19 protein-coding genes and 1 pseudogene are annotated in these 19,195 nt (G+C 60.9%); 16 read left to right on the top strand and 4 right to left on the bottom strand.

The window, feature by feature from the left end; all coding sequences use genetic code 11:
• Positions 1-138: 138 nt before the first annotated feature.
• The 4 genes and pseudogenes from coaBC to argB all read left to right on the top strand — a co-directional run bounded on the left by coaBC (position 139) and on the right by argB (position 4,394).
• Positions 139-1,347 carry a bifunctional phosphopantothenoylcysteine decarboxylase/phosphopantothenate--cysteine ligase CoaBC gene (gene coaBC / locus EXW71_RS13905; protein ID WP_123716545.1) on the top strand — a complete coding sequence of 403 codons (1,209 nt, stop codon included), beginning with the start codon at positions 139-141 and terminating at the stop codon, positions 1,345-1,347.
• Between the two features lie 5 nt (positions 1,348-1,352).
• Positions 1,353-1,808: a dUTP diphosphatase gene (gene dut / locus EXW71_RS13900; RefSeq protein ID WP_134659434.1), complete on the top strand. Its 456-nt coding sequence runs from the start codon at positions 1,353-1,355 to the stop codon at positions 1,806-1,808.
• A 254-nt stretch (positions 1,809-2,062) separates the two neighbouring features.
• A pseudogene (locus EXW71_RS13890) lies at positions 2,063-3,469 on the top strand (phosphomannomutase/phosphoglucomutase); the annotation flags it as partial.
• A 19-nt stretch (positions 3,470-3,488) separates the two neighbouring features.
• The gene (gene argB / locus EXW71_RS13885) at positions 3,489-4,394 is read left to right on the top strand and encodes an acetylglutamate kinase (RefSeq protein ID WP_123716548.1); all 906 of its coding nucleotides are present in this window, start codon (positions 3,489-3,491) and stop codon (positions 4,392-4,394) included.
• Positions 4,395-4,516: 122 nt separating this feature from the next.
• Here argB and pyrE read toward each other — a convergent pair whose 3' ends face one another.
• On the bottom strand, positions 4,517-5,161 hold the full coding sequence (pyrE, locus tag EXW71_RS13880) for an orotate phosphoribosyltransferase (protein WP_134659436.1): 645 nt from the start codon (positions 5,159-5,161) through the stop codon (positions 4,517-4,519).
• Between the two features lie 83 nt (positions 5,162-5,244).
• Between pyrE and EXW71_RS13875 the strand changes: the two genes are divergently transcribed.
• Complete coding sequence (locus EXW71_RS13875; RefSeq protein WP_003195493.1) at positions 5,245-6,024, top strand: exodeoxyribonuclease III; 780 nt, start codon at positions 5,245-5,247, stop codon at positions 6,022-6,024.
• Positions 6,025-6,097: 73 nt separating this feature from the next.
• Here the strand turns inward: EXW71_RS13875 and EXW71_RS13870 are convergent, their stop codons facing one another.
• On the bottom strand, positions 6,098-6,469 hold the full coding sequence (locus EXW71_RS13870) for a DUF4870 domain-containing protein (protein ID WP_123716550.1): 372 nt from the start codon (positions 6,467-6,469) through the stop codon (positions 6,098-6,100).
• Between the two features lie 22 nt (positions 6,470-6,491).
• A complete protein-coding gene (gene rph / locus EXW71_RS13865) occupies positions 6,492-7,214 on the bottom strand; it encodes a ribonuclease PH (protein WP_134659438.1) in 723 nt (240 codons plus the stop codon).
• Positions 7,215-7,432: 218 nt separating this feature from the next.
• Between rph and EXW71_RS13860 the strand changes: the two genes are divergently transcribed.
• The 6 genes from EXW71_RS13860 (at position 7,433) to EXW71_RS13835 (ending at position 12,744) form a co-directional block, all read left to right on the top strand.
• The gene (locus EXW71_RS13860; RefSeq protein ID WP_123716551.1) at positions 7,433-8,296 is read left to right on the top strand and encodes a YicC/YloC family endoribonuclease; all 864 of its coding nucleotides are present in this window, start codon (positions 7,433-7,435) and stop codon (positions 8,294-8,296) included.
• Positions 8,297-8,306: 10 nt separating this feature from the next.
• On the top strand, positions 8,307-8,927 hold the full coding sequence (gene gmk, locus EXW71_RS13855) for a guanylate kinase (protein ID WP_123716552.1): 621 nt from the start codon (positions 8,307-8,309) through the stop codon (positions 8,925-8,927).
• A gap of 167 nt (positions 8,928-9,094) precedes the next feature.
• Positions 9,095-9,358 carry a DNA-directed RNA polymerase subunit omega gene (gene rpoZ, locus EXW71_RS13850; protein ID WP_060753671.1) on the top strand — a complete coding sequence of 88 codons (264 nt, stop codon included), beginning with the start codon at positions 9,095-9,097 and terminating at the stop codon, positions 9,356-9,358.
• A 60-nt stretch (positions 9,359-9,418) separates the two neighbouring features.
• Entirely contained in the window at positions 9,419-11,524 is a 2,106-nt protein-coding gene (gene spoT, locus EXW71_RS13845) for a bifunctional GTP diphosphokinase/guanosine-3',5'-bis pyrophosphate 3'-pyrophosphohydrolase (protein WP_123716553.1), read from the top strand.
• 39 nt (positions 11,525-11,563) lie between these two features.
• Complete coding sequence (locus EXW71_RS13840) at positions 11,564-11,944, top strand: RidA family protein (RefSeq protein WP_003176922.1); 381 nt, start codon at positions 11,564-11,566, stop codon at positions 11,942-11,944.
• 56 nt (positions 11,945-12,000) lie between these two features.
• Positions 12,001-12,744: a hypothetical protein gene (locus EXW71_RS13835; protein ID WP_123716554.1), complete on the top strand. Its 744-nt coding sequence runs from the start codon at positions 12,001-12,003 to the stop codon at positions 12,742-12,744.
• Positions 12,745-12,778: 34 nt separating this feature from the next.
• Here EXW71_RS13835 and EXW71_RS13830 read toward each other — a convergent pair whose 3' ends face one another.
• Complete coding sequence (locus EXW71_RS13830; RefSeq protein WP_134659440.1) at positions 12,779-13,636, bottom strand: SDR family oxidoreductase; 858 nt, start codon at positions 13,634-13,636, stop codon at positions 12,779-12,781.
• A 188-nt stretch (positions 13,637-13,824) separates the two neighbouring features.
• Between EXW71_RS13830 and exbB the strand changes: the two genes are divergently transcribed.
• From exbB to recG, 5 genes are all read left to right on the top strand, one after another.
• Positions 13,825-14,805 (top strand): tonB-system energizer ExbB, encoded by a 981-nt coding sequence (exbB, locus tag EXW71_RS13825; protein WP_134659442.1) that lies wholly within the window; start codon positions 13,825-13,827, stop codon positions 14,803-14,805.
• Positions 14,806-14,811: 6 nt separating this feature from the next.
• Positions 14,812-15,237, top strand: a complete 426-nt coding sequence (exbD, locus tag EXW71_RS13820) for a TonB system transport protein ExbD (RefSeq protein WP_003195519.1) — start codon at positions 14,812-14,814, stop codon at positions 15,235-15,237.
• Positions 15,234-15,983, top strand: coding sequence for an energy transducer TonB (locus tag EXW71_RS13815; protein ID WP_134659444.1), 750 nt, complete (start codon positions 15,234-15,236; stop codon positions 15,981-15,983). Before exbD ends, EXW71_RS13815 begins: the two co-directional genes overlap by 4 nt.
• 130 nt (positions 15,984-16,113) lie before the next feature.
• Positions 16,114-17,034, top strand: a complete 921-nt coding sequence (locus EXW71_RS13810) for a hydrogen peroxide-inducible genes activator (protein WP_123716558.1) — start codon at positions 16,114-16,116, stop codon at positions 17,032-17,034.
• Positions 17,035-17,042: 8 nt separating this feature from the next.
• A complete protein-coding gene (recG, locus tag EXW71_RS13805) occupies positions 17,043-19,118 on the top strand; it encodes an ATP-dependent DNA helicase RecG (protein ID WP_123716559.1) in 2,076 nt (691 codons plus the stop codon).
• Positions 19,119-19,195 lie beyond the last annotated feature (77 nt).

The following is a 19,195-nucleotide window of genomic DNA, read 5'->3' as shown; positions in this document are numbered from 1 at the left end:
TCTCCCTGCGCATGTGCGTCGCTGTTGCCTGGCGGACGCTGTGTTATCGTAGGCCCTCTTTTTGCGTGCGATTTCACCTGGGGAGGGGGCATCGCAGGCGTCACTGAACTGGCATCACTGAACTGGAAAGGCAAACCAATGCAGCGTCTGTATCGGAAACGCATCGTTCTCGGCGTCGGCGGCGGCATTGCCGCCTACAAGAGCGCAGAGTTGGTTCGCAGGCTCCTGGACCAAGGCGCGGAAGTGCGCGTGGTCATGACCCGCGGCGGCAGTGAGTTCATCACTCCGCTGACCATGCAGGCCCTGTCCGGCCACCCGGTTCACCTGGACTTGCTGGACCCGGCAGCAGAAGCCGCCATGGGCCATATCGAACTGGCCAAGTGGGCAGACCTGGTGCTGATCGCCCCGGCGACCGCCGACCTGATCGCCCGCCTGGCCCAAGGTATTGCCGATGACCTGCTGACTACGCTGGTACTGGCCACCGACGCCACCGTTGCCATCGCACCAGCCATGAACCAGGCCATGTGGCGCGACCCGGCCACCCAGGCCAACACCCAGCTCTTGCAAAGCCGTGGCCTCAAGGTATTCGGCCCGGCATCCGGCAGCCAGGCCTGCGGCGACGTGGGCATGGGCCGCATGCTCGAAGCCACGGACCTGGCACTGTGTGCCGCCGAGTGCTTCCAGCACCTGGCCCTCACCGGCAAGCACGTACTGATCACTGCCGGCCCCACCCAGGAAAACATCGACCCGGTGCGCTACATCACCAACCATAGCTCAGGAAAAATGGGCTTTGCCTTGGCAGAGGCCGCGGTTGAAGCAGGCGCACGCGTCACCCTGATCACCGGCCCGGTCCATTTGCCGACCCCTGATCGTGTCACGCGAATCGACGTAGTGAGCGCCCGCGACATGTTGGCGGCTTGCGAAGCAGCCATTCCATGCGACCTGTTTATAGCCTCAGCAGCGGTTGCGGATTACCGCCCGGAGGTTGTGGCCCCGCAAAAGCTCAAGAAAGACCCTACAAACGGTGACGGCCTGCTCCTGCAAATGGTGCGCAACCCGGACATTCTCGCCAGCATCGCGACGCGTCCGGATCGCCCGTTCAGCGTCGGCTTCGCGGCCGAGACCGAGCACCTGCTGGACTATGCCGCGCGTAAATTGAAAGACAAAAACCTCGACCTGATCGTTGCCAACGATGTCGCCAACCCGAGCATCGGCTTCAACAGCGAGGAAAATGCCTGCAGCGTGATTGACCGCGACCTGCACGCGACCCTTTTCGCCCAGACCAGCAAGGGCAAGATTGCCCGCCAACTGATCTCCTTTATCGCCCAACGGCTGAACCAGGTTTAATTTTCATGCACGCTTTGCAAGCCAAAATCCTCGACCCACGCATCAGCAACGAATTCCCACTGCCGGCCTACGCCACACCGGGCTCCGCCGGGCTGGACCTGCGCGCCATGCTCAAGGAAGACACTGTCCTGGAACCGGGCCAGACCATCCTCATCCCTACGGGCCTGGCGATCTACGTGGGCGACCCAGGCCTGGCCGCATTGATCCTGCCGCGCTCCGGCCTGGGCCACAAACACGGCATTGTGCTGGGTAACCTCGTGGGCTTGATCGACTCCGACTATCAGGGTGAATTGATGGTGTCGTGCTGGAACCGTGGCCAGACGGCCTTCAACATTGCCGTCGGTGAACGCATTGCCCAGTTGGTGCTGGTGCCGGTGGTACAGGCGCACTTCGAACTGGTGCAGGAATTCGACGAAACCCAACGCGGTGCAGGTGGTTTTGGGCATTCCGGCAGCCACTGACTAAGCTGAATCAGGCCGGACGCTCCTGTCCGGCCCGATACCACCGCACGGCTTACCAGGTTGAAGAATGCGCGGACCTAATCAGCGAGTTTTTCTAAACAAAATCAATGTATTACGCGAACGCCATAACGAAGCCAGTATTCCGATGGCATTTTTGCACCACGAACTCTCTGCCGAAAACGTCGTCATACCCTTCAGTTTGAGCCTGCCGGTCAGCCACTTTAAGGCCAGCCTTGCCCCCTTCAGATGGAGTTTCCCCCGCGATGAGTACCGCAGCCCGAGTAGCCCCGACCTTTCCCGACAGCATCTTCCGCGCCTACGACATTCGTGGCGTCGTGCCCAAGACCCTGACCGCCGAAACCGCCTACTGGATCGGCCGCGCCATCGGCTCCCAGAGCCTGGCTCAGGGCGAGCCTAATGTTTCGGTCGGACGTGACGGTCGCCTGTCCGGCCCGACGCTGGTGGAACAACTGATCCAGGGGCTGGCCGACAGTGGTTGCCACGTCAGCGACGTGGGCCTGGTACCGACACCCGCGTTGTACTACGCCGCCAACGTGCTGGCCGGAAAATCCGGGGTGATGCTCACCGGCAGCCATAACCCGTCGGACTACAACGGCTTCAAGATCGTCATTGCTGGCGATACCCTGGCCAATGAGCAGATCCAGGCCCTGCATGACCGCCTGAAAAACAACGACCTGACCAGCGGCCAGGGCACCATCACCAAAGTCGACATCCTGCAACGCTACTCTGATGAAATCACCCGTGACGTCAAACTCGCGCGCCGCCTCAAAGTGGTGGTGGACTGCGGCAACGGCGCGGCCGGCGTGATCGCCCCGCAGCTGCTCGAAGCCCTGAACTGCGAAGTGATCCCCTTGTTCTGCGAGGTCGACGGTAACTTCCCCAACCACCACCCGGATCCAGGCAAGCCGGAAAACCTGGTAGACCTGATCGCCAAGGTCAAGGAAACCGGGGCTGACGTCGGCTTGGCCTTCGACGGCGACGGCGACCGTGTGGGGGTGGTGACGGAAACCGGCGAAATCGTGTTCCCGGATCGCCTGCTGATGCTGTTTGCCCGCGACGTGGTGGCACGCAATGCCAACGCCGAGATCATCTTCGACGTGAAGTGCACCCGTCGCCTGACGCCGCTGATCAAGGAATATGGCGGTCGCCCGCTAATGTGGAAGACCGGTCACTCGTTGATCAAAAAGAAAATGAAGGAAACCGGCGCGCTGCTGGCCGGCGAAATGAGCGGCCACGTGTTCTTCAAGGAGCGCTGGTTCGGCTTTGACGACGGTATTTACAGCGCTGCGCGCCTGCTGGAAATCCTCAGCAAGGAAAAATCCACCGCCGAAGAGCTGTTCCAGACCTTCCCGAACGATATTTCTACGCCTGAGATCAATATCCATGTGACCGAGGAGAGCAAATTCAGCATCATTGACGCACTGCACGATGCGCAATGGGGCGAAGGTGCCAACCTGACCACCATTGATGGTGTGCGAGTCGATTACGCCAAAGGCTGGGGCCTGGTTCGCGCGTCCAACACCACACCGGTGCTGGTGCTGCGTTTCGAGGCGGATACCGAGGCTGAGTTGCAGCGCATCAAGGACGTGTTCCACGCCCAGTTGAAACGTGTTGCCCCTGATCTCCAATTACCGTTCTGATTTTTTACCGGAGCCCTGAATGACCCTCGAACGCGAAGCCGCCGCCAACACTGCCAAGGTACTGTCCGAAGCGTTGCCTTATATCCGACGCTACGTCGGCAAGACGCTGGTGATCAAGTATGGCGGCAATGCCATGGAAAGCGATGAGCTCAAAACCGGCTTTGCACGCGATATCGTGATGATGAAGGCGGTGGGCATCAACCCGGTGGTGGTGCACGGCGGCGGCCCGCAAATCGGCGACCTGCTCAAGCGCTTGTCGATCGAGAGTCACTTCATCGATGGCATGCGCGTTACTGACGCGCAGACCATGGACGTGGTGGAGATGGTCCTCGGCGGCCAGGTGAACAAAGACATCGTCAACCTGATCAACCGCCATGGCGGCAGCGCCATCGGCCTGACCGGCAAGGACGCAGAACTGATTCGCGCGAAAAAACTGACGGTGACCCGCCAGACGCCGGAAATGACCCAGCCGGAAATCATCGATATCGGCCAGGTGGGCGAAGTAATCGGTATTAACACCGATCTGCTGAACCTACTGGTCAAAGGCGACTTCATTCCCGTGATCGCGCCGATCGGCGTAGGTGCCAATGGTGAGTCCTATAACATCAATGCCGACCTGGTAGCCGGCAAAGTGGCTGAAGCACTGAAGGCTGAAAAGCTGATGCTGCTGACCAACATCGCCGGCCTGATGGATAAACAGGGCAAGGTGCTCACCGGCCTGACCACCCAGCAAGTAGACGACCTGATCGCCGACGGCACCATCTACGGCGGCATGCTGCCGAAGATCCGTTGCGCGCTGGAGGCGGTGCAAGGCGGCGTGGGCAGCTCGCTGATCCTGGACGGCCGGGTACCGAATGCGATCCTGCTGGAAATCTTCACCGATACCGGTGTGGGTACGCTGATCAGCAACCGCAAGCGTCCTTAAGCACCAGAAAACAAAAGGCCCCGCTCAATCCGATTGAGCGGGGCCTTTTTATGCATGCTGATTCCGCTGGAGAAATGGAGACCCCCTGCGGGAGCGGGCTCTCTCTCACAGAGCAATCGGTGTCAGACGCCGAACTGCTCGCGGTATGCACGCACCGCCGGCAGGTGCTGCTTGAGCTGCGGATCATCTTCCAGGAACTGCAACACCTGGTTCAACGACACGATGCTCACGACCGGAATGCCAAAATCGCGCTCCACTTCCTGGATCGCCGACAGCTCACCGTTGCCACGCTCCTGGCGGTTCAGCGCAATCAGTACGCCGGCGGCCTTGGCGCCGTCCTGAGAGGCGATGATCTGCATCACCTCACGGATGGCGGTGCCGGCAGTGATGACGTCATCGATGATCAGCACTTGACCCTTGAGTGGCGCCCCCACCAGGCTGCCGCCCTCACCATGAGCCTTGGCCTCTTTACGGTTGAAACACCATGGCAGATCCTGCCCGTGATGTTCAGCCAAAGCCACGGCGGTCGCAGCCGCCAAGGGGATGCCCTTGTAGGCCGGGCCGAACAGCACGTCGAATGAAATACCGCTTTCAACGATGGCCGCCGCATAGAAACGACCCAGTTGAGCCAGGGCCGAACCGGAGTTGAACAAGCCCGCATTGAAGAAGTACGGGCTGGTGCGCCCGGACTTGAGGGTGAACTCACCGAAGCGCAAAACGCCGCGATCGATGGCAAAACGAATGAAATCGCGTTGATACGCCTGCATGAAAAAAAGCCTCAGATACCACGGATTTAGCTAATTAGGTAGACGCCGTGTATCATACACGCACGCGATTTTTGGGGCCATTTATGCGGATCATCAGTGTGAACGTTAATGGTATTCAGGCTGCAGTCGAGCGTGGTTTGCTCAGTTGGCTGCAAGCACAGAATGCCGACGTCATCTGCCTGCAGGACACCCGCGCCTCCGCCTTTGAACTGGACGACCCAGCCTTCCAACTGGATGGCTACTTCCTTTATGCCTGCGATGCCGAAGTGCCCACCCAAGGTGGCGTGGCTTTGTACTCGCGGTTGCAACCCAAGGCGGTCATCAGCGGCCTCGGCTTCGAGACAGCCGACCGCTACGGGCGCTACCTGCAAGCCGATTTCGACAAGGTCAGCATCGCGACCTTGCTGCTCCCTTCGGGGCAGAACGGCGATGAAGACTTGAACCAGAAGTTCAAGCTAATGGACGACTTCGCCCGTTACCTGGATAAACAGCGGCGCAAACGTCGCGAGTACATTTATTGTGGCTCGCTGTACGTGGCGCAACAGAAGCTGGATATCAAGAACTGGCGCGACAGCCAGCAATCCCCGGGCTTCCTGGCGCCGGAACGGGCCTGGATGGACGAGATTGTCGGCAACATGGGCTATGTCGATGCCCTGCGCGAAGTCAGCCGCGAAGGCGACCAGTACAGCTGGTGGCCGGATAACGAACAGGCTGAGATGCTCAACCTGGGCTGGCGTTTCGACTACCAGTTGCTGACCCCTGGTCTGCGCCGGTTTGTACGCAGTGCACGCCTGCCGCGCCAGCCACGCTTCTCGCAGCACGCGCCGCTGATCGTGGACTACGACTGGACACTGACCATCTGAGGTCTTTTTCCAGGAACAAAAAAACCGACATCGCTGTCGGTTTTTTTGTGCCTGTCTGTCAGCTGAACACCGGTTATCTGATCACACGCCAGGTCAAGGGATAGCGGTAGGCGATTCCCTTGTTGGCCTTGATGCTGCCAATGATGGTCAGCACCACCGTGGCAATCGCCAGGGCGAACATCAGGAAAAAGCCAATCACCGCGAAGGCCAGCACAATGCAAGCGATCCAGGCGATCGCCACGGTGATCTGGAAGTTCAAGGCTTCCTTGCCCTGGTCATCAATGAACGGGTCCATTTCCTTCTTCATCTGCCACAGGATCAACGGCCCCACGACGCTGCCGAAGGGAAACACGAACCCCAGAAACGCCGCGAGATGGCACAACATTGCTCCCTGGCGCACTTCGTAGGAAGGCGTAGGTACAGGCATTTGGCTGTTGTCATTCATGGCGTTTCTCCTTGAGACGAGCTCAGTCAGCCAGTGCGGCGTTCTGCAGTTCGAAGATCTCGGTCATGCCTTTCTGGGCCAAAGCCAGCATGGCATTCAACTCGGCCGGCTGGAACGGTGCGCCTTCAGCGGTGCCCTGCACTTCGATGAAGCCACCGGTACTGGTCATCACCACGTTCAGGTCGGTCTCGGCAGCCGAGTCTTCCAGGTAGTCCAGGTCCAGCACAGGCTCGCCCTGGTACATGCCCACCGAGACGGCGGCGATCATCTGCTTGAGCGGGTCACCGCCCTTCAGGCCGCCACGCTTCTTGATCACTTTCAGCGCATCGACCAAAGCCACCATGGCGCCGGTAATGGACGCCGTGCGGGTGCCACCGTCAGCCTGGATCACGTCGCAGTCGACATACAGGGTCGCGTCACCCAACTTGGACATATCCAGCGCGGCGCGCAGGGAACGGCCAATCAGGCGCTGGATTTCCAGGGTACGACCACCTTGCTTGCCACGGCTGGCTTCACGCTGGTTACGCTCGCCGGTGGCGCGCGGCAGCATGCCGTATTCGGCGGTCAACCATCCCTGGCCCTGGCCTTTGAGGAAACGCGGCACGCCGTTTTCGACGCTGACGGTGCAGATGACCTTGGTATCGCCAAACTCGACCAGTACAGATCCCTCGGCGTGTTTGGTGTAGTTGCGGGTGATGCGGATCGAGCGGAGCTGATCGGCAGCGCGACCACTTGGACGTTTCATAGGGAGACACCTGTACTAAGGACGAAAAACTGCCGAGCATTATAGAGCCGCGAACCGATTCGGGGCACTGCTAAAAAATCCGGTTACCAATGGCAAGCCTGTCGCCCATTGTTTGGGCGCATTCACCCCACTGCGCTACAATCCTGCGCCTTCGCAGCCTGTCGGCTTCAATTTACCCATCAGCCCGTATTTGCGGGACTGCATCGCGAGGTACCTCCATGGTGCACAGCATGACCGCCTTCGCCCGCGTCGAAAAAGCCGGCGCCCAAGGCACCCTGAGCTGGGAACTGCGCTCGGTCAACAGCCGCTACCTGGAGCCGCACCTGCGCCTGCCGGAGTCTTTCCGCGACCTCGAAGGCGCCGTGCGTGAAGCGCTGCGCCAGGGCATCTCCCGCGGCAAGCTGGAATGTACCCTGCGTTTTACCGAAGAAACCACCGGCAAGCCCCTGCAGGTCGACCGCGACCGCGCCGCGCAACTGGTCGCCGCGGCGGAAACCATCGCCAGCCTGATCAAGCAGCCCGCCGCGCTCAACCCACTCGAAGTGCTCGCCTGGCCCGGCGTACTGGTGGCCGACGCCACCGATCCGCAAGCGCTGAACGCCGAGGCCCTGGCCCTGTTCAATCAAGGCTTGAAGGAGCTCAAGGCCGGCCGCGAACGCGAAGGCGCCGAACTGGCCCGCCTGATCAACGAACGCCTGACTTCAATCGAAGAAGACGTGGTCATCCTGCGTGAGCTGGTGCCGCAGATGCTCGCCACACAGCGCCAAAAGGTCCTTGACCGCTTTGCCGACATGAAGGCCGACCTGGACCCGACGCGCCTGGAGCAGGAAATGGTCCTGCTGGCCCAGAAAAGCGACGTTGCTGAGGAACTCGATCGTCTCAGCACCCACATCCTCGAAGTGCGTCGTGTACTCAAGTCCGCCGGTGCCGCCGGTCGGCGCCTGGACTTCCTGATGCAGGAACTCAACCGCGAAGCCAATACACTGGGCTCCAAGGCGTTTGATCCACGCAGCACACAAGCGGCGGTCAACCTCAAAGTGTTGATCGAGCAGATGCGCGAACAAGTACAGAATATTGAGTAAGGCAACTTCCATGACCCACAGTACCGGCACCCTTTACATCATTTCCGCCCCTTCGGGCGCGGGCAAGAGCAGCCTGGTCAAGGCCCTGACCGACGCTGACGAGCAGATCCGCATCTCGATCTCGCACACCACCCGCGCCATGCGCCCGGGCGAGGTAAACGGCGTGCACTACCATTTCGTCGAGCGCACCGAGTTCGTCAAGATGATCGAGCACGGCGACTTCCTGGAACGTGCCGAAGTATTCGGCAACCTCTACGGCACCTCGCAAAGCCACCTGCAGCAGACCCTGGACGAAGGTCACGACCTGATCCTGGAAATCGACTGGCAGGGCGCCGAACAAGTACGCAAGCTGATGCCCCAGGCGCGCTCGATCTTTATCCTGCCGCCGTCCCTGGAAGCCTTGCACCAGCGCCTGACCAACCGCGGCCAGGACAGCGATGAGATCATCGCAGGCCGTATGCGCGAGGCCGTCAGCGAAATGAGCCACTACGTCGACTACGACTACCTGATCATCAATGACGATTTTGCCCACGCACTGGATGATCTGAAGGCAATTTTCCGCACCAATCAGCTCCAGCAGAAGCGCCAACAGCAGCGTTTCGGCAAATTGCTCGCCGAACTGCTCGGTTGATTAGCCCTTCCCAAAACCGCCGCAAGGGCTTTACATTGGCACCTGTAGCGGTTTTGCGAGGGCCTGCGAAAAATCAGCGCTTCCCTAAACGCTGGTGATTTTTTAAACTGTTTAGTCCGCTTGCCCAGCCGGGCAGCGCGCATCTTGCATTCGCTCCGAGGAATACCATGGCCCGCGTAACCGTTGAAGACTGCCTAGAACACGTGGATAACCGCTTTGAGCTGGTCATGCTCTCTACCAAGCGTGCCCGTCAATTGGCCACTGGCGGCAAAGAGCCTCTGGTCCAGTGGGAAAACGACAAGCCTACCGTTGTGGCTCTGCGTGAAATCGCTGAAGGCCTGATGAGCTACGAGTTCATCGCCGAGCAGGAAATCGTTCAGGACGAACCGCTGTTTGCAGCGTTCGAGGACGAGTCCAACGAGGCCGTCTAAGCCTATGCCTGGTCGACGTAGCACGGCGCGGGGTCACAGCCTACGGCAGGAGTTCACACTTTGCCGAGCATAGACGCCCTCGCCGATCGCTTATCGGCCTACCTCGGCCCAGACCAGGTCAACCTGGTCCGCCGAGCGTATTTCTACGCCGAACAAGCCCACGACGGCCAACGCCGCCGCAGTGGCGAGGCGTATGTCACCCATCCTCTTGCGGTGGCAAATATTCTCGCCGACATGCACATGGACCATCAGAGCCTGATGGCCGCGATGCTGCATGACGTGATCGAAGACACCGGCATTGCCAAGGAAGCGCTGAGCGCGCAATTTGGCGAGACCGTGGCCGAATTGGTCGATGGGGTCAGTAAACTGACCCAAATGAACTTCGAGACCAAGGCCGAAGCCCAGGCGGAAAACTTCCAGAAGATGGCCATGGCCATGGCCCGCGATATCCGGGTGATTCTGGTCAAGCTGGCCGACCGGCTGCACAACATGCGCACGCTGGAAGTACTGTCCGGCGAAAAACGCCGACGCATTGCCAAGGAAACCCTGGAAATCTATGCGCCCATCGCCAACCGGCTGGGCATGCATGCCATTCGTATCGAATTCGAAGACCTCGGCTTCAAAGCCATGCACCCCATGCGCTCGGCGCGCATCTACCAGGCGGTCAAGCGCGCCCGGGGCAACCGCAAGGAAATCGTCAACAAGATCGAAGAATCCTTGAGCCATTGCCTGGCGATCGACGAGATCGAAGGCGAAGTCAGTGGCCGGCAGAAACACATCTACGGCATCTACAAAAAGATGCGCGGCAAGCGGCGGGCCTTCAACGAGATCATGGACGTGTACGCGTTCCGGATCATCGTCGACAAAGTCGACACCTGCTACCGCGTGCTGGGCGCCGTACATAATTTGTACAAACCCCTGCCGGGTCGCTTCAAGGACTACATCGCCATTCCCAAGGCCAACGGCTATCAGTCGCTGCATACCACGCTGTTCGGTATGCACGGGGTACCGATCGAGATCCAGATCCGCACTCGGGAAATGGAGGAGATGGCCAACAACGGTATTGCTGCCCACTGGCTCTACAAGTCCAGCGGCGACGAGCAACCCAAAGGCACCCATGCCCGTGCCCGCCAGTGGGTAAAAGGCGTGCTGGAAATGCAGCAACGTGCCGGCAACTCCCTGGAATTCATCGAAAGCGTGAAGATCGACCTGTTCCCGGACGAGGTTTATGTGTTCACGCCCAAAGGCCGCATCATGGAGCTGCCCAAAGGCTCCACGGCGGTCGACTTTGCCTACGCAGTGCACACCGACGTGGGCAACAGCTGCATCGCCTGCCGGATCAATCGTCGTCTCGCGCCGCTGTCCGAACCCCTGCAAAGCGGCTCCACGGTCGAGATCGTCAGTGCTCCGGGCGCCCGCCCGAACCCGGCGTGGCTCAATTTCGTCGTCACTGGCAAGGCGCGTACGCACATCCGTCATGCCCTGAAACTGCAGCGCCGCTCCGAGTCCATCAGCCTGGGCGAACGCCTGCTGAACAAGGTACTCAACGGTTTCGACAGCGCCCTCGACAAAGTCCCGCAAGAGCGCGTGCAAGCGATACTCAGCGAGTATCGCCAGGAAACCATCGAAGACCTGCTGGAAGATATCGGCCTGGGAAATCGCATGGCCTACGTGGTCGCCCGACGCCTGCTGGGCGAAGGCGAACAGCTGCCAAGCCCCGAAGGCCCGCTGGCGATTCGCGGCACCGAAGGCCTGGTGCTCAGCTACGCCAAGTGCTGCACGCCGATCCCGGGCGATCCGATTGTCGGCCACCTGTCCGCCGGCAAAGGCATGGTGGTGCACCTGGACAACTGCCGCAACATCACCGAAATCCGCCACAACCCGGAAAAATGCATCCAGCTCTCGTGGGCCAAGGATGTCACCGGCGAATTCAACGTCGAGTTGCGGGTGGAGCTGGAGCACCAGCGCGGCTTGATCGCGCTGCTCGCCAGCAGCGTCAATGCGGCCGATGGCAATATCGAAAAAATCAGCATGGATGAGCGCGACGGCCGCATCAGCGTGGTCCAGTTGGTGGTCAGCGTTCACGACCGCGTGCACCTGGCCCGCGTGATCAAGAAGCTGCGCGCCCTGACCGGGGTCATCCGCATCACCCGCATGCGTGCTTAGCACTTCAAATAAGTCATCTTCTCTTACAAGGAGTCACAAATGACCAAGACTGTTATTACCAGCGACAAGGCCCCGGCCGCCATCGGTACTTATTCCCAGGCGATCAAGGCAGGCAACACCGTCTATATGTCCGGCCAGATCCCATTGGACCCAAAGACCATGGAACTGGTTGAAGGCTTCGAAGCACAGACCGTACAAGTCTTCGAAAACCTCAAGTCCGTCGCCGAAGCTGCCGGCGGTTCGTTCAAGGACATCGTCAAACTGAACATCTTCCTCACCGACCTCAGCCACTTCGCCAAGGTCAACGAGATCATGGGCAAGTACTTCGAACAGCCCTACCCTGCCCGCGCCGCCATCGGCGTGGCCGCCCTGCCAAAGGGCGCGCAGGTTGAGATGGACGCGATTCTGGTCATCGAGTAAAGCACCCGGCGCAGCCTCCACAGGCTGCGCCGACTTTGTTTTAAAAGGATTTCTTAATGCGCAAAGCGCTTGTAGCCTCTTCGTTGCTCGCCCTGTTGTTGGGCGGCTGCGCCAGCAACCCTGCCGACCTGGACGCGGGTGGCACCTGGATCAACCAGGCCGCCATTGACGCAGCTGCCAAGGGTGGCCCTTTGCGTGAAGCCCTGCAGAGCAACGGACCGAACCTGGAATGGGAGGTCAACACCAAAGCGCTGCAGGCTCGCTACTACAATGGCTTTGAAGTGGCTGAAGGCAAGTTGCTCGGCGAGAAACCCGGCGCCTGGAGCGTCGAGTTCTATGGCAGCTCCGCCACTGAACTCAAGCGCAAAGGCAAACAACTGCTGCAAGTGGCCAACGACAACGAACCTGAACAAGTGTTCGCCCGCGCCAAAGACCCAGCCCCGGAAGGCGCGCCCCTGGGCGCCAACTTCGAACGGGCACTGTATGCAGCCTATATGGGCGGCGACTGGAAGATCACCGACGGCAACGGTGACGGTTCCACGGTGCAGTTCCTGGCCAATGGCAAGGTCGCCGGCCTGCCTGGGGTCGATCAATACTCGCTGTGCCTGGCAGGTGATTGCGCCTCGATGAGCGGCGGTTACGACAGCATCTGGCTGCAACTGAACGGCAAAGGCAATCCGTGGATCTTTTCCCGTAAAGGCAAGCAACTGGAAATCTTCCAGGCGGTGAACACTGCGCAGGCGGATGAAGTGCCTTCGTTTACGCCAGGCCCGCGCCAGTGGTTGCTGGAAAAACAATGATGAAAAAAAAGAGCCCAAGGGCTCCTTTCTTCATTCAGCACTTACCTTCAAGAATCGCCGCATACCCCTCGCGGTAACTTGGATAGGTCGGCACCCAGCCCAACCCTTTCGCTCGCGCATTGCTGCATTGCTTGCTGCCGGCGCGCCGCACACTCGCATCATCCGCCCATTCGGTCACGCCCAGGTATCCACGCAACCAGTCCACTACCTCGGCCAACGGCGCAGGCGCGTCATCGACGCCGATATAGACCGTTTCCAACGCTCCACCCTGCTCCACATGCCGCAGCAAGAAGGCCAGCAAGCCCGCCGCATCATCCGCGTGAATCCTGTTGCCATATAAAGGCGGATCGATTGCCACACGGTAACCTTGGCGCACCTGGGTCAACAGCCACTCCCGACCCGGGCCGTAGATACCAGTCAACCGCACGATGGTCGCGGGGATACCGCTATTGAGGGCGACTTGCTCCGCTTCCAGCATCACTTGGCCGGAATAGCCTTTGGCCTGAGTATCGGAGGTTTCATCGACCCATTCGCCATTCTGCTGCCCGTACACGCTGCTGCTGGAGACAAACAGTAGATGTTTCGGCTCCTGCCCGTAGTCCTGCAGCCACTCCAGCACATGCTGCAAGCCTTGCACATAAGCGGCGCGATAGCCGGCTTCATCGTGGTCCGTTGCGGCAGCGCAATACACCAGGTAATCCACCCCGCCGATCGGCCAGGTGTCGGGGCAGTCCTTCTTGAACAGGTCACCGGCGATGCCTATCACACCGTCGGGCAGGCGCGAAACATCGCGACGCAGACCATGAACCTCCCATTCCGAGGCCAGCAATTGGCTAGCCAGCCGACTACCCACATCGCCGCAACCGGCAATCACAACAGAAGGCGCAGACATCTCAAAACTCCGTTCTTAAAGGCGCAGATTAGCCGCCGAAGATGACCAGCGGCCAGCAAAAGGACAAATAAAGTAACTGTATTACTTTAGTTAACAAGAATTACTTGCAATAATGACCACCCATTTGTCCTCGGCCCAAAGGGTCTGGAAGGACGATCACCCATTTTCTTCTCTCAGGTCCGGCCAGCATGACACGTAATACCAACCCCGCTTCGCCAACCATGCTTCACAGCCCGTCCCGCGCCTGGCGCACGATGGCTGCGATGCTGTTCAGCGTACTGCTGGCACCGACCGCCGCATTCGCTGACGCCACTGCTCCAGCCGCTCCGGCTGCCGCCGAGCACAGTGCCGCAACCCCGACGGCGCCTGCCGCCGCTCCGGTAGCCACCGATCCGACCCAGGCTGCAACGCCAGCGCCTGCCGACGAGACCGGGGTTGTGCTGGAAGAAGACAACACCCTGGGCATGGCCCATGACCTGTCGCCGTGGGGCATGTACCAGAACGCTGACGTGGTGGTGAAAGCCGTGATGATCGGCCTGGCGATCGCCTCGATCATTACCTGGACCATCTGGATCGCCAAAGGCTTTGAGCTGCTGGGCGCCAAACGCCGCCTGCGCACAGAAATCGTCCACCTGAAAAAAGCCACCACCCTCAAGGAAGCGAGCGACACCGCCACCAAGAAGGGCACCCTGGCCAACCTGCTGGTGCATGATGCGCTGGAAGAAATGCGCCTGTCGGCCAACACGCGCGAAAAAGAAGGCATCAAGGAACGCGTCAGCTTCCGCCTTGAGCGCCTAGTTGCCGCCTGCGGTCGCAACATGAGCAGCGGCACCGGCGTCCTCGCGACCATCGGCTCCACCGCGCCATTCGTCGGTCTGTTCGGTACCGTATGGGGCATCATGAACAGCTTCATCGGTATCGCCAAAACCCAGACCACCAACCTGGCCGTCGTTGCCCCCGGTATCGCCGAAGCCTTGCTGGCGACCGCCCTGGGCCTGGTTGCCGCGATTCCTGCGGTGGTGATCTACAACGTGTTCGCCCGTTCGATTGCCGGCTACAAGGCCCAGGTATCGGACGCGTCGGCAGAAGTCCTGCTGCTGGTCAGCCGCGACCTCGATCACCTGCCTACCGAGCGCAGCTCGCAACCGCACATGGTGAAAGTGGGGTAATCAGCCATGGGCCTGCATTTGAATCAAGGCGACGACGAGCTCGTCGAGAACCACGAGATCAACGTCACGCCGTTTATCGACGTGATGCTGGTGCTGCTGATCATCTTCATGGTGGCGGCGCCTCTGGCGACCGTAGACATCAAGGTCGACCTGCCCGCGTCAAGCGCCAAGCCTGCGCCGCGGCCGGAGAAACCGATTTTCCTCAGTGTGAAGGCAGACCAACGCCTGTTCCTGGGCGAGGAAGAAGTCAAAGCTGAAACCCTGGGCCCTGTGCTCGATGCCAAGACCCAAGGCAAGAAAGACACGACGATCTTCTTCCAGGCCGACAAGGGCGTGGACTACGGCGACCTGATGAGCGTGATGGATGCCCTGCGGGCCGCCGGCTACCTCAAAGTGGGCCTGGTCGGACTTGAGACGGCAGCCAAGAAATGATCACGACGCGCCACAAACTGACGCGTTATGGCACCAGCCTTGCCGTCGTGCTGGGCGTGCATGCCGTCGCGATCATCATCGCGCTCCAATGGTCTGCGCCGCATCCGGTGCAGTTGCCGCCGGCCGCCATGGTCATCGACCTGGCCCCGATGCCCGCGCCACCACCACCGGCACCGCCCAAGGTGATCACGCCGCCGCAACCGCCTGCTCCAGTGGAAGAGCCGCCTCTGCCGAAACTGGCCGAGGCGCCCAAGCCAACGATCCAGGTGCCCAAGCCGGTCAAACCCAAGCCCAAGCCTGCGCCGCCCAAGCCGGTGGAGAAAAAGCCCGAGCCGCCGAAGGAAAAACCTTCCGAAGAGCCGCCGAGCGAAACACCACCGACCAATACGCCGGCCGAGAAATCGGCCCAGCCGGCGCCTGGCCCGTCGCCCCAACAGGTCGCAGCCAAAGCGTCCTGGGAAGGCGCCTTGCTGGCGCATTTGCAGAAGTACAAGAAGTACCCGCCCAGCGCTCAACGCAGCGGCAAGGAAGGCCTGAACCGTTTACGCTTCGTGGTCGATGGTGAAGGCAATGTATTGTCCTATGAGTTGGTAGGCCGTTCCGGTAACGTCGACCTGGACCGTGCGACCCTGGACATGATCCGTCGTGCCCAGCCACTGCCCAAGCCACCGGCTGACATGTTGAAAAGCGGCAGCGTCGAAATCGTTGCGCCATTCGTCTACAACATCGAGAAACGTCGTCGGTAACTCCGAACGTGGTGAGGCCCCCCTCACCACGCTCAGCAAAATCCCCGCTCAATCCTCACCAAACTTCTGATAACGTGCGTCTATCGATTGCAGCCGGTATGCTTGGCCTGCAACCTCATGGACGCCCGCTATGACTCTTACAGAATTACGCTACATCGTGACCCTCGCCCAAGAGCAGCACTTCGGCCATGCGGCCGAGCGTTGCCATGTCAGCCAACCGACGCTGTCGGTGGGCGTGAAAAAGCTTGAAGACGAACTCGGTGTGCTGATCTTCGAGCGCAGCAAAAGCGCCGTGCGCCTCACCCCGGTCGGCGAAGGCATTGTCGCCCAGGCCCAGAAGGTCCTGGAGCAAGCCCAAAGCATTCGCGAACTGGCACAGGCCGGCAAAAACCAACTGACGGCACCGCTCAAAGTCGGCGCCATCTACACCGTCGGCCCGTACCTTTTCCCGCACCTTATCCCGCAACTGCACCGCGTCGCGCCGCAGATGCCGCTGTATATCGAAGAAAACTTCACCCACGTGCTGCGCGACAAGCTGCGTAACGGCGAGCTGGACGCGATCATCATCGCCCTGCCGTTCAACGAAGCGGACGTGCTGACCCTGCAGCTCTACGATGAGCCGTTCCAGGTACTGATGCCGGCCTCGCACCCCTGGACCCAGAAAGAAACCATCGATGCCGCCTCGCTCAACGACAAGAGCCTGCTGCTGCTCGGCGAAGGCCACTGCTTCCGCGATCAAGTACTCGAAGCCTGCCCGACCCTCACCAAGGGCAACGATGGCGCCAAGCACACCACTGTAGAGTCCAGCTCCCTGGAGACGATTCGCCACATGGTCGCTTCCGGCCTGGGCATTTCGATCCTGCCGCTGTCGGCGGTGGACAGCCATCACTACGCCCCCGGCGTGATCGAAGTGCGCCCGCTCACACCACCGGTGCCCTTCCGGACCGTGGCCATTGCATGGCGCGCCAGTTTCCCGCGACCGAAAGCCATTGAGATCCTCGCCGACTCGATCCGCCTCTGCTCGGTGGCCAAGCCGCCTGTTGCGAGCTGACCCGTCGTATGACTGAACTGTCCCAGGTGTCGGTGACGGCACTCAAGGGTGTCGGCGAAGCCATGGCCGAGAAGTTGGCCAAGGTCGGCCTGGAGAACCTCCAGGACGTGCTGTTCCACCTGCCGCTGCGCTACCAGGACCGTACCCGAGTGGTACCCATCGGCCAGTTGCGGCCTGGGCAGGACGCAGTGATCGAAGGCACTGTCAGCGGCGCCGACGTGGTGATGGGCAGGCGCCGCAGCCTGGTGGTACGCCTGCAGGACGGCACCGGCGGGCTGAGCCTGCGTTTCTACCACTTCAGCAATGCGCAGAAAGAGGGCCTCAAGCGGGGCACCCGCGTGCGCTGCTACGGTGAAGCACGACCCGGCGCTTCGGGCCTGGAGATCTACCATCCCGAATACCGCGCCATCACCGGCGACGAGCCACCGCCGGTAGACACCACCCTCACACCGATCTACCCGCTCACCGAAGGTCTGACTCAACAACGCCTGCGCCAGTTGTGCATGCAGACCCTGACGATGCTCGGCCCGAAAAGCCTGCCCGACTGGCTGCCCATGGAGCTTGCCCGCGACTACCAACTGGCCCCCCTGGACGATGCGATCCGCTATCTGCACCACCCGCCCGCCGACGCCGATGTCGACGAACTGGCCCTGGGTCATCACTGGGCCCAGCACCGCCTGGCCTTCGAAGAGTTGCTGACCCACCAACTGTCCCAGCAACGCCTGCGCGAAAGTATGCGCTCGCTGCGCGCGCCGGCGATGCCCAAGGCCACGCGCCTGCCCGCACAATATCTGGCCAACCTCGGCTTCACCCCGACCGGGGCACAGCAGCGCGTCGGTAATGAAATTGCCTACGACCTGAGCCAGCAAGAACCGATGCTGCGCCTGATCCAGGGCGACGTGGGCGCAGGCAAGACCGTGGTCGCCGCCCTCGCCGCCCTGCAGGCACTGGAGGCCGGTTATCAGGTAGCACTGATGGCGCCTACGGAGATTCTCGCCGAACAACATTTCATTACCTTCAAACGCTGGCTCGAACCCTTGGGCCTGGAAGTGGCGTGGCTGGCCGGCAAACTCAAGGGCAAGAACCGCGCGGCGGCGCTGGAACAGATCGCCGCAGGCGCACCCATGGTGGTCGGCACCCACGCACTGTTCCAGGACGAAGTGCAATTCAAGAACCTGGCACTGGTGATCATCGACGAGCAACATCGCTTCGGCGTACAGCAGCGCCTGGCCCTGCGCCAGAAAGGTGTGGACGGGCGCATGAACCCGCATCAGTTGATCATGACCGCCACGCCGATCCCGCGCACCCTGGCCATGAGCGCCTATGCCGACCTCGACACCTCGATTCTCGACGAACTGCCCCCCGGTCGTACGCCGGTCAATACCGTGCTGGTCACCGACACCCGCCGCGTGGAAGTGATCGAGCGGGTGCGCGGTGCCTGCGCCGAAGGCCGTCAGGCCTACTGGGTGTGCACGCTGATCGAAGAGTCCGAAGAACTGACCTGCCAGGCCGCCGAAACCACCTATGAAGATCTCAGCAGTGCCTTGGGCGAACTGAAGGTCGGGTTGATCCACGGCCGCATGAAGCCCGCGGAAAAAGCCGCGGTGATGGCCGAATTCAAGGCTGGCAATCTCCAACTGCTGGTGGCCACGACGGTGATCGAGGTGGGTGTGGACGTACCCAACGCCAGCCTGATGATCATCGAAAACCCCGAGCGCCTCGGCCTGGCGCAACTGCACCAGTTGCGCGGCCGCGTCGGCCGGGGCAGCGCGGCCAGCCATTGCGTGCTGCTCTACCACCCGCCGCTTTCACAGATCGGTCGCCAGCGCCTGGGCATCATGCGTGAAACCAACGATGGTTTTGTCATCGCCGAAAAAGACCTCGAACTTCGCGGCCCCGGTGAAATGCTCGGCACACGCCAGACCGGCCTGCTGCAATTCAAGGTCGCCGACCTGATGCGCGACGCCGATCTGTTGCCCGCCGTGCGCGACGCGGCACAAGCGCTGCTGGAACGCTGGCCGGAGCATGTCAGCCCACTACTGAATCGTTGGCTGCGACACGGGCAGCAATACGGCCAAGTGTGACGCTTGACTCACTTATCCGACCAACACCTGTATCAAGCTGGTTATACTTCTTGGACTGTACGAATTTGGATCAGGCC

The organism is Pseudomonas sp. BCA17, from assembly GCF_004519405.1.
Lineage (GTDB): Bacteria > Pseudomonadota > Gammaproteobacteria > Pseudomonadales > Pseudomonadaceae > Aquipseudomonas.
The sequence above is the reverse complement of the archived record's forward strand: the minus strand, read 5'-3'. Positions and strand labels throughout refer to the sequence as shown.